This window comes from Microbulbifer sp. Q7 (assembly GCF_001639145.1).
Lineage (GTDB): Bacteria > Pseudomonadota > Gammaproteobacteria > Pseudomonadales > Cellvibrionaceae > Microbulbifer.
The window spans coordinates 1250405-1263685 of sequence record NZ_LROY01000002.1 but is presented as its reverse complement, the minus strand read 5'-3'; the positions used below and the strand labels follow the sequence as shown (position 1 = coordinate 1263685).

9 protein-coding genes are annotated in these 13281 nt (G+C 57.9%); 7 read left to right on the top strand and 2 right to left on the bottom strand.

What is annotated here, in order from left to right; all coding sequences use genetic code 11:
* Positions 1–32: 32 nt before the first annotated feature.
* The 4 genes from AU182_RS10930 (at position 33) to AU182_RS10915 (ending at position 3276) form a co-directional block, all read left to right on the top strand.
* Positions 33–1349 carry a cyclopropane-fatty-acyl-phospholipid synthase family protein gene (locus tag AU182_RS10930; RefSeq protein ID WP_066964883.1) on the top strand — a complete coding sequence of 439 codons (1317 nt, stop codon included), beginning with the start codon at positions 33–35 and terminating at the stop codon, positions 1347–1349.
* 13 nt (positions 1350–1362) lie between these two features.
* Positions 1363–1962, top strand: coding sequence for a DUF2878 domain-containing protein (locus AU182_RS10925; RefSeq protein ID WP_193754330.1), 600 nt, complete (start codon positions 1363–1365; stop codon positions 1960–1962).
* A 15-nt stretch (positions 1963–1977) separates the two neighbouring features.
* On the top strand, positions 1978–2724 hold the full coding sequence (locus AU182_RS10920) for a hypothetical protein (protein WP_066964878.1): 747 nt from the start codon (positions 1978–1980) through the stop codon (positions 2722–2724).
* A gap of 156 nt (positions 2725–2880) precedes the next feature.
* Positions 2881–3276 (top strand): hypothetical protein, encoded by a 396-nt coding sequence (locus tag AU182_RS10915; RefSeq protein WP_066964875.1) that lies wholly within the window; start codon positions 2881–2883, stop codon positions 3274–3276.
* Positions 3277–3447: 171 nt separating this feature from the next.
* Here the strand turns inward: AU182_RS10915 and AU182_RS10910 are convergent, their stop codons facing one another.
* Complete coding sequence (locus AU182_RS10910) at positions 3448–6186, bottom strand: cytochrome c peroxidase (protein ID WP_066964872.1); 2739 nt, start codon at positions 6184–6186, stop codon at positions 3448–3450.
* Positions 6187–7393: 1207 nt separating this feature from the next.
* Here AU182_RS10910 and AU182_RS10905 point away from each other — a divergent pair.
* Entirely contained in the window at positions 7394–8272 is an 879-nt protein-coding gene (locus AU182_RS10905) for a hypothetical protein (RefSeq protein ID WP_066964869.1), read from the top strand.
* Positions 8273–8395: 123 nt separating this feature from the next.
* Here the strand turns inward: AU182_RS10905 and putA are convergent, their stop codons facing one another.
* Complete coding sequence (putA, locus tag AU182_RS10900) at positions 8396–11557, bottom strand: bifunctional proline dehydrogenase/L-glutamate gamma-semialdehyde dehydrogenase PutA (RefSeq protein WP_066964866.1); 3162 nt, start codon at positions 11555–11557, stop codon at positions 8396–8398.
* Between the two features lie 139 nt (positions 11558–11696).
* On the opposite strand from putA, the gene AU182_RS10895 reads away from it, so the two are divergent.
* Together AU182_RS10895 and AU182_RS10890 are read left to right on the top strand one after the other, a co-directional pair.
* A complete protein-coding gene (locus AU182_RS10895) occupies positions 11697–12200 on the top strand; it encodes an Lrp/AsnC ligand binding domain-containing protein (RefSeq protein ID WP_066964850.1) in 504 nt (167 codons plus the stop codon).
* 48 nt (positions 12201–12248) lie between these two features.
* Positions 12249–13238 carry a DMT family transporter gene (locus AU182_RS10890; RefSeq protein WP_227718225.1) on the top strand — a complete coding sequence of 330 codons (990 nt, stop codon included), beginning with the start codon at positions 12249–12251 and terminating at the stop codon, positions 13236–13238.
* Positions 13239–13281 lie beyond the last annotated feature (43 nt).

The window sequence follows — 13281 nt, the reverse complement described above, 5'->3', positions numbered from 1 at the left end:
AGCGCAGTGCAGGTCGGGCGCCAGAGACGCACATGGCCCCGAATGCGGAGCGTCGTGTAGCGCAGTCATCAACCGATCGCGACCGCACCGAATCCTGGTTCGAGCGCCTGGCCAGAAGGCTGGTGCTGCAAAAACTACAAGGTGTCAGTGTCGGCACTTTGTATGTTCACGAACACTGCGAGTCGGGCGATACCCCATCTGACGCATCCAGCGGCCCCGCTGTGCATGTGTTTGGCGGTGCTGGCATTGACGCCTCACTGGAAGCGCATATTCATGTCGTGCACCCGTCGACCTATACGCAGGTACTGTTGAACGGCTCCATCGGCTCCGGCGAAGCCTATATGGATGGCGCCTGGTATTCACCGGATCTGGTGGCGGTGATCCGTCTGATGGTCGCCAATATGCACCTGCTGAACAGCATCGATTCCCGCTGGAACATTTTCAATAAAATTGCGCTCAAGGCTCTGCACTGGATGAATGGAAATTCCGTGCATGGTTCGCGCCGTAATATTTCTGCCCACTATGACCTGGGCAACGACTTTTTCGGTCTTTTCCTCGATCCCACCATGTTGTATTCGTCCGCGGTCTTTCCCCACAAGGAGGCCAGTCTTGCCGACGCATCGGAGTTCAAGCTGGCGAGAATCTGCCGCAAGCTGCAACTCAAGGAGTCCGATCACCTTCTGGAAATTGGTACTGGGTGGGGCGGTATGGCGGTTTATGCGGCGAAGAAGTTTGGCTGCCGGGTAACCACCACCACCATTTCCAAAGAGCAGTATGAATATGCCAAGGCGTGGGTGGCACGCGAGGGTCTTGAGGATAAAGTTACCCTGCTGCTGAAAGACTACCGGGAGCTGGAGGGCCAGTACGACAAGATTGTCTCCATCGAGATGATCGAAGCGGTGGGCCACAAATATTACCGCGAGTTTTTTTCACGCTGCAGCGGGCTATTGAAGCCACACGGATTAATGGTGATGCAGGCCATTACTATCCAGGACCAGCGCTTCGAGCAGTACAAGAATAGTGTGGACTTTATTCAGCGCTACATCTTCCCGGGCGGTTGCCTGCCGTCCAATCAGGTGGTGGCAGAGAACATCGCGTCTCACACCGACATGCAAATTGTCGGGCTGGATGACATCACCTTCGATTACGCAATGACACTGCGTGCGTGGCGTCAGGCCTTCTTTGAGCGCATCGACGATGTGCGCCAGCAGGGTTTTGATGATCGCTTTATCAATATGTGGGATTTTTACTTCTGTTACTGCGAGGGTGGCTTCCTCGAGCGGGTGATCAGTACGGCGCAGTTCACCTTCGCCAAACCCCGTTGTACTACCTTGCCGCCCGTGCACTGATCCCGTGGATACGGTGGCAAATTCGCAATCCCGTTCACTGAGTATCGGCAAGCTGTTCTTCAGTGGTCTTGTGTTTGAAGGGGTTTGGCTGGTCTGTGTATTGTCGCCCGGCGTGACCGTGCTGGCGGCGGTCACTCTGGCAAACTTGTTAATCCATCTGTGGCTGTTCGACCTGCAGGCAGCCCCGGGTGAACGGACCAGCTCCGTTGTTCGCACGCTCCTCTGGGTTGCGCTTGTGGCGCTATCGGGTGCTGCAATGGATGCGCTGCTGTTTCACTTTGGGCAGTTTGCCACGTCCGCGGAGTTCCGGTTTCTGCCTCTGTGGCTTGCCTTTCTGTGGGTGAATTTTTCCCTGGCACTTCGGTTCGCGTTTCGCTTTTTGCAGCGCAACCTGTGGGTGGCGGCCCTGTTTGGTGCTACCGGCGGGCCCCTGAGTTACTGGGTGGGCGCAAAGATTAACGGTGATGTCATTCTGGGGCAGCCGATTATGGCCACCGTGCTGCTGCTCGCGCTCTTGTGGGCGGTTTATCTACCGGTGCTGATGGCCTGTGCGCGCTCGTCAGTGTTTTCCGGAAGCCTGGTTTTCCGGAAAGCCGGTTTTCCGCAGAGGTAATTCAAGGAGGTAGGCATGGCGAGCTGGTTGGCAGTAGCGGCACTCTCGGTGGCAGGTTGCACCGCACCGGATGATGTTCAGCAGGCGGCCATGGTGGTCGGGCAGGCGAGGGCAGTAGAAGGGCCCGAGGTACGCTATTGCGAGTACTTTATGCCGCAGCCTTCGGGCAGCCTGCGGGTGGTTTACTATCGCCCCGAGGGGCCCGCGGGGAGCAAAATTGCCGAAAAGTGGATTACCGACGGGGAGGGCGCTTCCGGGATATTACAGCGTGCGCGCCCCCAGGTTTCTCAGGAAGACTTCCGCATGGGTGAAGTGCGGCAGGCCAGTCGGGTATCCGAGGGCTGGCAGCTGCGCTACAAACCCCGCACAGAGGCAGATTTTCGCGATGCCACCTTTGCCGATACTCAGGTGGATGTTGTAGATGCGGGATTCGACGCGTACGTCCGCCAGCATTGGCAGGCGCTGAACCGTGGCGAGAAGCTCGAGTTTAAGTTCGCATCGCCGGTACATGGGCGCACCATCGGTTTGCGGGCCACGGCGGTACCCTGTCAACGGCAAGGGGCGGATTTGTGCATTCGCGTGGATCTTGCACAAGCCTTTCTGCGCTGGATCGCCGGCGGAGACATCTATCTGGAATACACAATTCGCGGCACCAAAGGTGACGCAGCACCTCGCCTGTTGCGTTTTGTCGGCGTGACCAACCTGTTGGATGACCGGGGGGATCCCCAGCGGCTGGTGCTGGATTACTTTTACCGTGAGTGATCGCACTGATCGCCAGCCTGCCCGCCTGCCAGCCGCCGTTCGTCAAACTATCTGATCTAACCCGCCTCCTGCTTATCCCGAAATCACTTGGCGCGATTATCTACTGTCGTCTAAACCTAAAGTAGATGCAGACGACAAGTGAGGTGATAAGCGCCAATGAAGTACAAATTCATCGTCGCTGTGGGCTTGGCCACAGCAACTCTGTGCGGGTGCGCCTATCAGCAAGAACAGGTGTATGGCGCGGGCAACATCGTGATTGATACCTACGGCGTTAACATGCGCCAGTATCAGCTGGACCTGGCGGACTGCAAGACCATGTCGATGGCGGCACGCAATGATGCCGGTCGCCGCGGGGTTACCCGCGCCGCCGGTGGCGCACTGCTCGGCGGTGCGCTCGGCGCCATCATCGGCGACACCAGCAGCGCGGCCGCAGCCGGCGCTGGTGCCGGCGCGTTGCTCGGCGGTGTCAGCGGCGTCGGCAGCGCGCACACGGAGCAGAATTACATCACGCGCAATTGCCTGCGCGGACGCGGTTATCGCGTCCTCAACTAATCATTTTTCGGCAAACCACAGGATGTTGCGCCGGGCTTTATGCCCGGCTTTTTTGCGGATGGTCCGCGTCCGTTTATCGATGGCTGTTCCTGGAAGAGGAAATGTGTTGGGCCGTGAAGACAAAAAAAGCCCGCCAGTTACCTGGCGGGCTTGATGGTTTATGCCAGAGGATTAAGGTCCGGGGGCATAGGGCACATCAATAAGTGATCTGCCATTGAGATTGGAAATATCCATATCACATGGCTCCGTCAGGTCGTGCGCAAGCCCCGTTGCATTTCGCAGCATCTCCTGGAAGGTGATGATGCGACTTGTACTGCCGTCGGCACCCACGGCAGGAACGTTGGCCAGCTTGGTGCGGCCGCGATTGTCGTGGCCGTTTGGCACGCAGATCTGGGGATGGTCGAACTTGCCCTGCTGGAAGGCTGCGCTCCAGTCGGTCAGGCCGGTCTCCATCATTTCGATCATGGCGGCCTCGCGATCTGCGCCAACATCAAACACGCGTAACCCGGCGTCCAGGTTGAACTTGTTCAGGTTGCCGAAGCTCGGGCGTTCGGATGCCGGCAGGTCGAAATCCACTACGCGCTTGTAGAACTCCAGTACCTGACGCAGATTCATCTTCGAGCCGTTGTGCATATAGGGACCGGTAAACTTGGTCATGCGCACACTCGGTGTTTTGAAGAATCCGTTGCGCAGGATGAGCTCTGCGGGCGGAATGGTCGGGTTGCAGATCGGGTCTACCGCGGGGTCGCATCCCAGGTTCATGGCGAAGGCCTTGGGCGAAAGGTCGTCCGGGCGCTTCGGCACCTGAATGCCTCCTTTTGCCACACCGGCTGCCAGGTTGTCCTTGATTGCCTGAATGGCCGCCTTACTGTCAGGGTTGTCGTAAGGTGCCGGCAGGTCCGATGGCAGCATGCCGATCAGCTGAGCGAGCTTTGCCATGGACAGAGGTATCAGCGCACCACTGGAGGTCTGGATGCTGGAACCCACACTCAGGTCTTCACCGGTTGGACGCACGGCCAGGTTGTAGAAACCGGCATCGTAAACACCCTGGTTTTCAAAGGTGTTCATGCGCTCGAGAATGGCTGGTGGTGGCTCGTCGGGATCCGCCGGCAGGTCTTCCGCACCGAAACCAACCGTCGCACTGATGGTGGCACCGGTGAATTCTGCGGACGTGTGGCACGCGGCGCAGTCGGTGGCACCCGCCTGGAAGCGTCCCATACCCTCGTCGATGTTCTGGATGGTGGCAAAGGCCACGTCACAGGCGCGCGAGGTGTAGGGTGGGGTGCAGCCCCCGAAGTTCTCACCGGCCAACAGCGGACCGCTCTCCGGCTGATTGGGGGCATTGGGTGCTTCGGAACCGGTTTCCGCGCCCGGGTGGATAAACTCGGCCATCTTCATGGCGCAAGCCTTATAGCCGCCCTGTGCACCGGCGTCGGTCTTGTCGAGCGCTGACATTGCCGCGCAGTCATCCAGTGACAAGTCACCCTCCGGCTGCAGTCCGGTCCAGTCCATCAGCAACACAAACCGACCGTTAACGCGGGTGAATACCTGATTGGGTGCGCCGGCGGGCGGCCGTGCTTTACCGATATCGAGACGGGTCATCACACGGCCGTTGGTATTTTCCACAATGGTAGTGGGGCCGTCATTGCCTTCTGGGTCGGAGTCGATCAGGCCTCCGGCCATCAGGTCAACAATGGTATTACCGGTGGTGAGTGTCGCCTCGTAGGCTTGTACCGCAAGACCCCAGAACAGATTGAAGTTTACCTCCATAAGGGTGCGGTTCGGATTTGAGAAGTCGTCGGTACACGCGTTTAACGGCAGGACCTTGTTGAACGCGGGTGCTTCCAGGCAAATATCATTGCCCGAGCCGTCACCCCAGAATTTCTCGAGGAACACATCCTTGATCATACTGGCGTAGTCGACACTGAGCCCGCGCACCTTCTCATCGCCTGCCTGGCAGCCCGCAAGCTCGCCCAACAGGGAATCGTTGCAGTGTACCCACTGCCCGTAGAGCGGAACCAGCCCCAGCATTTTCCGGCCGAGGACGTGTGACGGACCGCCGCCACCGCCGCGGTGTACGAATTCCATCTCCAGGCCGCTGCCAATTGGCCCAACGGCCTGGGAGGCGAGAGACGAGAATGGAATCAGTAGCGAGAGCGGGGTCGCGTAATCCCCACCGCTGTATACCTTGACCTTGGCATCAGGGTCGCGGAAGCCCAGGGTGTTTACGCCATTGAAGAACATGTCTGCACGACCATCCCAGAAACTGCGCTGGTTAAAGATCGCGTTGTAGGTGGTAGGCGTATTGCGCGGCTCAACCCGGCGGACCGTGTGGAACAGCCCCGGTAACAGGTTGCCAAAACCATCGAACAGATCGTCGTTGGCATCGAACCCAGGGTCAAACTCGAGCAGCGTTCCGCTTTCGCGGCCATCGAATTGGACCAGGGCGCCAAAGGTTGCACCCCTCACCCCCTGCGAGCCGACGATGTCATTGACGTCGTCGCCCTTGATGGCATTGAGCATGTTCAACGGCACCAGGTTTCCGGGCGTGCCGTCCTCCAGATCCGGGGTGCCGCCTGCGTTGATTACCGCATCTTCGTTCGCAGGTAGACCACGGAATGAATTGGCCCCACCGAAATCGGCTTGCCGTAAATTGCGGTTGACACCGCGTAGCTGATGGGTGAAATCCCCACGATTCAGCCCAGGGCTAAGAGCGTTGACCTTGCGGACATCGGCCCCTGAGTTGAAGTGGCAGCTGGCACAGGACTGTACTGCGTCACTGCCGACCTGCATGTCGAAGAAAAAGGCCTTGCCGAGTTGCTGCAGCGCGATGCGCTTGCCCGGTTCGGTGATCTGTTCCCATTGTGCCGGGTTAAATCCCGGTCCATCACCATCCAGTAGCCCGAGCATGTTTACATCGGGTACCTTGATTTTATTGAGCGGGGGGGGATCTGCCGCTAGTGCCGGCCCTGTCGCCAGTGTTAGTGAGATGCCCCAGGCTCCGCCTCTTTGCATAAACGTACGCAACAGTTTTCGGGTAAAGCCGGTTTTTGGCACTGAAGGTAATGGGTCGGGTGCGGGCTGATCGGCGGCCGGTGGTCGCCGTAGTCCGCCTTTACTGCAAGGCATGGCTAGATCCCTCTCGCTAGAAGCACAAACGTTGGTTTGCTGATCACCATCGGCCACAAACCAGAACCTGAGCATGCCTGATCGGCGCGCCTTGTTCTGGCTTGGCAACTGATTCCTTGATCAATATTTAAACGGTAGATTTCGAGAGTGAATATGACAAACCGAAATTGGGCATCCCGGTTATAAATTTTTGTTGCGGGTCTTCAGACGTCACTGCCGGTAAGAGGTATGTCTTAGTTTTTCGATTTTTTGAGAGATATCTCTTAGTCATGTCGAAGAAAAAAATTATTAAGTCAATTGAATAAAAATCTACGCATGGATTTTTTTCCGTTGAAAAATTAATGGTCTCCTGCGTATGGGTACTCGATGCACGGAGTGTTCTTGGCCAGTCCTATCTGGGAAGTCTGATGTCTCACATGCCTGCATCGGAATCAGTATCCACGCAAATGAGCTGGTTCGCCTCAAACCGGATGGGCGTTCAATGCCCCGTGATTTCGGACTTTTCGCACAGCTATGGCGTGATTGTTTCTATCGGAAAGTTTTAGAGTTGGGATTATGCGCCAACATGGCTGATAATTGATCGTAGTGGACAAAAAAAATACTAATTTCCTACGCTTTCCAAACTTCCCTCCCATGGCTTTACACGGTGTGGTGATCAAATATTGAACTCGATTGTTCGTTGTTCGATCTTGCCGTACGTAATAACTCCAATCGCTGTCAGGCTTTCGCGAGTGGATCGCTGTCTGGGGCTAATCGCTTCTTTCACGCTGAATTCAGAATTCCGCAGGCCTCTAAATGTCACCCACTTGAGCCTATTGCTTTTGTGCGGAATCGCTTTGCGAGCCTCCGCCCAGACGCCGCTATTTTCAGGTCGCTGACGTTGAGTTACTGAGTCAGGTTTTGGTGCTCGGTGGACGCCGGAGTATTCCAGATTATTTATGCTGACCGGTTTTTTGGTTTTCTGATGTGAGTAGTTAAGGAGTTCCAGATGAAAAAATTTTCTTCAATTGCCGTTGTGCTGTTGAGCGCCGCCAGTGCGGCATCGTTTGCGGAAACTAACACGACCACCCAATTGCAAGTTGGTGTTGGCAATAAGGCGACCTCTGACCAACAGAGCGCGGATGCCTGGTATAACTATGTTGAACAAAACCAGTTCGGTTTCTTCAATAGAGCGAATGCGCTGCAGGATGGAACCGAATCCTTCAGCACGATTGAGCAGACGCAGTTTGGTGTTTCCAACAAGGCGACTTCATTGCAGGAAGATGGCCTGTATAACCATGCCGATATTTATCAGGTAGGCGCAGGCAACAGAGCGAATACCACGCAGCTGTTTACTGTCGGGAACTATGCCGGCGTCGATCAGGAAGGTGAATACAACATTGGTAGTGTTTACCAGAGCTGGGGTGAATATAACGTTGGTATGGTCAGCCAGAAGGGCACGGGTAACCGCGGGCAGGTGAATCAGTACTTCAGTGTCTGGTCGGTTGGTCTTATTGAGCAATACGGTGAGCAGAACCGTGCCAGAACCAGCCAGTGGGGCGAAGGGCAAAACTCATTGACCGTCCAGGTTGGAACGGGCAACCGGGCCAATGTGGATCAGATCGGCTTTTACAATGATTCACTGGTCATGCAGTTCGGCGAGTACAACAGAGCGACTGTTCTGCAGTTTGGTGAGGATTTGACTCAGGTCACACTGCAAATTGGTACGGGTAACCGGGCCAATACCTTGCAGGAATTCTATGGCCACAATGCATTCACCACACAGATTGGTGAATACAACCTGCACAATACGACGCAGTTGGGCGTGTCCGACACCGCCATCGCGGTTCAGGTTGGCGTGGGTAACGTGGGTAATATCATCCAGTAAGAGATGTGCAATGGCCGCAGGCTGGTAAATGGCTGCGGTTGAGTCGCCAGTCGTTGGCTGGCGAAGCACGCACAAAAAAGCCCGGAAGTCCGGGCTTTTTTTTGTGCGTTTACTGGGGGGCGTTTACTGCCCCAAAGTGAACAGCTGGGTGTTGCCGCCCGTTGCCACAGTGTTGACCGTCTTGGTCTTCTCGTTGGCGAAACGGAACAGGTAGTGGGGGCCGCCGGCCTTGGGGCCGGTGCCGGACAGGCCCATGCCGCCAAAGGGGTTGACCCCAACCACGGCGCCTACCATGTCGCGGTTGACGTAGCAGTTGCCCGCATCCACTCGCTTGAAGATGGCACCGGCGCGGCCTTCGATGCGCGAATGCAGACCGAAGGTCAGGCCGTAGCCAGTGGCGTTGATGCGGCGGATCACGTCTTCCAGCTCTTCAGCCTTGAAGCGCACCACGTGCAGGAACGGGCCGAAGACTTCGCGCTTGAGCAGATCGAAGTTTTCGATTTCCACCACTTGCGGGCCGAAGAAGGTGCCGCGCTGGGGGCGCTTGGCTTCGTCAAAGGCAAACAGGGGCTTGGCTTCCTGCTGCATGCGCGTGCGGTGCGTTTCCAGCAGGCCCAGGGCTTTTTCATCGATGACCGGGCCGATATCGGTGTCGAGTTTCGATGGGTCGCCCAGGGTCAGCTCGTCGCAGGCGCCTTTCAGCATGCTCAGCAGGTTGTCTGCAATCACATCCTGAACACACAGGATACGCAGTGCGGAGCAGCGCTGGCCGGCACTGAGGAAGGCGGACTGGATCACGTCGTCCACTACCTGCTCTGGCAATGCGGTGGAGTCCACGATCATCACATTCTGGCCACCGGTCTCGGCGATCAGCGGCACGATGGGGCCGTCTTTGGCTGCCAGCTGCATGTTGATGTGCTTGGCGGTTTCGGTGGAACCGGTAAACGCCACGCCGGCTACCCGCGGGTCATCCAGCAGGGGTTTGCCCACCGCCGCACCGGTGCCGGTAATCAGGTGCAAGATTTTCTTCGGTACACCGGCTTCATGCATCAGCTGTACGGCGCGGTGCGCAATGCACGGTGTCTGCTCGGCGGGCTTGGCGAGAACACCATTACCCGCTGCCAGGGCGGCAACCACCTGACCGGTGAAAATTGCCAGCGGGAAGTTCCACGGGCTGATACACACGAACACACCGCGCCCGCACAGACTCAGTTCGTTGCTCTCGCCGGTGGGGCCGGGCAGTATCGTGGGTTCACTGAAATGCTTGCGCGCGCCGTTGGCGTAGTAGCGACAGAAGTCGACGGCTTCGCGGACTTCGGAGATACCGTCGTTCAGTGTACGGCCGGCTTCGCGGCAGATGATTGCCACCAGCTCATTCAGGTGGTGCTCGTACAGGTCGGCCACTTTATCCAGAATGTCGGCACGCGCGTTGCCGCCGAGGCGGTTCCAGGCGCGCTGGCTGTCGGCGGCGGCGGTAAACGCCTGGTCGATCTGGGCAGCGTCGGTATCCGCAGTGTGGCCCACGGGTTCGCCGCTGGCCGGGTTGACCACGGTCTGGTCGCCCTTGCTGGTGACGCCGTTGACGATCGGACCGCCGGCCCAGGAGGCCCCGGTGGTGGCTGCAACTGCCTGCTGCATTGGTTCGACCGCAATGGGGTCGGTCAACTCGATGCCGTGGGAGTTCTTGCGTGGCAGCGCCTCGTGGCCGATGTAAATGTCGGCGGGCACCGGAATTTCCGGGTGGCGGTAGGGGTTGCAGGATTCACTTTGTTTGAGGGTGTCCTGCACCAGCTCGCTCACCGGGGTCTTCTCGTCCATAAAACGGTTGACGAACGAACTGTTCGCGCCGTTCTCCAGCAGTCGACGAACCAGGTAAGGAAGCAGGTCCTTGTGTGCACCGACCGGTGCGTAAACCCGCACCGGCACACGCTTGCCATGCACCGCTTCAATCTGGTCGTAGAGCAGGTGACCCATACCGTGCAGGCGCTGGAATTCGTAGTTGTCGGCGTTACCCGCCAGTTCCAGGATCAGGCCCACGGTGTAGGCGTTGTGGGTGGCGAACTGCGGATAGATCGCATCGCGGGCATCCAGCAGTTTCTTCGCGCACACCTGGTAAGACAGGTCGGTGTGGCACTTGCGGGTGTACACCGGGTAGTCGGTCAGTCCCATCTGCTGGGCGTGCTTGATCTCGGTATCCCAGTAGGCACCTTTTACTAGGCGCACCATCAGTTTGCGGCCGGTGTCGCGGCCGAGGGCGATCAGCCAGTCTGCCACATGTGGGGAGCGCTTCTGGTAGGCCTGCAGTACAAAGCCGAGGCCCTGCCAGTCTTGCAGCTCCGGAGCGCGGGCGAGAGCCTCAAAAATATCCAGCGAGATATCGAGGCGGTCGGCTTCCTCGGCGTCGATGTTCAGGCCCATGTCGAACTTGGCTGCGGCGAGGCACAGCTCTTTCACCCGCGGCAGCAGCTCATTCATTACCCGTTCGCGCTGCAGTTCGCTGTAGCGGGGGTGCAGTGCCGACAGCTTGATGGAAATACCATTGGCTTCCACCACGTTGCGCAGGTCCGGGTCTTTCTTCAGGTTGTCCGCGCCGATGGCTTCGATGGCCATCATGTAGGCGTTGAAGTAGCGTTCGGCGTCGGCCATGGTGCGCGCGCCTTCGCCCAGCATGTCGAAGGAGAAACGGGTGCCCGGCTTGTTTTCAGCAGGGCCGCGCTTCAGGGCTTCCTTGATGGTGCGGCCCAAAACGTACTGCCCGCCCATGATTTTCATCGCCTGCATCATGGAGGTGCGGACCATGGGCTCGCCCATGCGGCTGACCATGCGCTTCATCCAGTTGGAGGGCTGCTCGGTAATGTCCGGGTCCAGTTCCACGATGTTGCCGGTGAGCATCAGGCCCCAGGTGGAGGCATTGACGAACAGGGAGTCGGACTGGCCGCGGTGGCTGGACCAGTTGCCGGAGTGGACTTTTTCTGCGATCAGCTTGTCGGCGGTATCGGCGTCCGGAACCCGCAACAGGGATTCCGCCAGGCACATCAGGGCCACGCCTTCCTTGTTGGACAGGCCGAACTGCTGCAGGAACGCGTCTAAGGTGCCGCGCTTGCTGCGCTGCTCGCGGGATTTGACTACCAGCTCGCTCGCGGTCGCGAGGATCTTTTCCCGCAGGGCTTCCCCGGGGCGGGGCGCGGCGAGGAGCTCACTGACGCACTGGTTTTCGTCGGCGTGCAGGTATTCTCGAGCCTTCTGGCGGGCGTTGTGCAGGTCTCCGGAGAAGTGTGTAGTCATGTGGACTCCCATACTAGAATTGGGTGCAGGATAAAAAACCGGATTATGTGGGAAATGTTCCAGAATTAATCGCCATATTGGGGATTGATGTGGTTAAATATAGGGCTTATCCGCTTAATCACCAGTAGGGTATTTTGTTATGTCTCGGAAGTTGGAAGATCTGGACCGTATTGATCGCCAGATTCTGCGCATTCTGCAGCGCGCTGGCCGCCTGCCTAACGTTGAGTTGGCCCGTAGGGTCAACCTGAGTCCAACGCCCTGTCTTGAGCGCGTGAAGCGCCTTGAGCGCGAAGGATTCATCCAGGAGTACGTGGCACTGCTGGATCCCCTCAAGGTTGATGCGGGCCTTGTGGTGTATATCCAGGTATCCCTGTCGGATACCGCTACAGGGACACTGGAAGCGTTCAACAAACATGTTTCCGGTCTCGAAGAGGTTCAGGAATGCCATATGGTGGCCGGTGGTTTCGATTACCTGGTAAAAATCCGTATTAAGGATATGCTCGGTTACCGCCGATTCCTCGGCGAGAAACTGGCATCGGTACCGGGCGTTCGCGAAACCCACACCTATGTCGTGATGCAGGAAGTAAAAACCGATACTTCCGTTGCCGTGCCGGACCCTGAGCCCAAGTCGGGCAAGCGATAACCGCGGGACGGAGTGCTGTACCTGAATGCCGTTATTGGAACGAGTTGAGTGACCCCCGGGGTATCGCATAGCGCCGCCAGTGCCGCCAATCGCCGGGCCACCATGTTGGCCCTGGCTGCGGTACTGTGCTGGTCCACCGTGGCGAGTGCGTTCAAGCTGTCGCTGCAATACCTGACCCCCCTACAGCTGGTCAGTATTGCATCGGTGGTGTCGGCGCTGTTTATGCTGGGTGCCATCCTCTGGCAGCGACGCGCCGGCGAAATTCGTGCGAGCTGGCGGCGCAATTACCGCTGGTATATTGCGCTGGGTTTTTGCAATCCCTTTCTTTATTACCTCACGCTGTTTCACGCTTACAAGCTACTGCCTGCGCAGCAGGCGCAGCCGTTGAATTACACCTGGGGTGTACTACTGGCGCTGCTCTCCGTGCCGCTACTCAAGCAAAAGTTGCGGCGGCAGGATTTGCTGGCGGGGGTGGTCTGTTACGGCGGGGTACTGGTGATTGCCACCGGTGGCAACCTGCTCGGGCTGGAGTTCGATGAGCCCCTGGGCGTGGCCCTGGCCTTGCTCAGTACCTTGATCTGGTCCTGCTACTGGCTGCTGAACACCCGCATTGGCGGCAACGCAGCGGTTAATCTTTTTCTGACCTGCTGCTGTGGACTGCCGTGGCTGGCCGGCGTCACCGTCTGGCAGGGGTGGGGTGAACCCTGGCAGTGGCCGCCATTGGCGGGCTGGCTGGGGGCCCTGTATGTGGGTCTGTTTGAGATGGGTATTGCCTTCCTGTTGTGGCAGGCGGCGATGATGACCTGCGACAATACGGCCCGCATTAGTAATTTCATCTACCTGTCACCGCCGCTTTCGCTGCTGCTGATTGCGCTGCTGGTGGGCGAGAAAATTCAGCTCGCCACCATTGCCGGTCTCGCACTGATTTTGCTGGGCGTGGCGATACAGCAGGGTGCGCTGAAGCGGCTGTTGCTGCGAGGCAGCGGGCAACCCGTAGATCCCATTGTGCAAAAAGAAAATAACCCACAAGGTAAATAACAAGCGACGACCCACAAGGTCACCGCAACTATTGAGAGCGAGG

Bases quoted from the DNA above. Each gene is read 5' to 3' on its own strand.
- AU182_RS10930 (WP_066964883.1), top strand. From the start codon at position 33: ATGGCCCCGAATGCGGAGCGTCGTGTAGCGCAGTCATCAACCGATCGC.
- AU182_RS10920 (WP_066964878.1), top strand. From the start codon at position 1,978: ATGGCGAGCTGGTTGGCAGTAGCGGCACTCTCGGTGGCAGGTTGCACC.
- AU182_RS10915 (WP_066964875.1), top strand. From the start codon at position 2,881: ATGAAGTACAAATTCATCGTCGCTGTGGGCTTGGCCACAGCAACTCTG.
- AU182_RS10910 (WP_066964872.1), bottom strand. From the start codon at position 6,186: ATGCTCGGGCTACTGGATGGTGATGGACCGGGATTTAACCCGGCACAA.
- AU182_RS10905 (WP_066964869.1), top strand. From the start codon at position 7,394: ATGAAAAAATTTTCTTCAATTGCCGTTGTGCTGTTGAGCGCCGCCAGT.
- putA (WP_066964866.1), bottom strand. From the start codon at position 11,557: ATGACTACACACTTCTCCGGAGACCTGCACAACGCCCGCCAGAAGGCT.
- AU182_RS10895 (WP_066964850.1), top strand. From the start codon at position 11,697: ATGTCTCGGAAGTTGGAAGATCTGGACCGTATTGATCGCCAGATTCTG.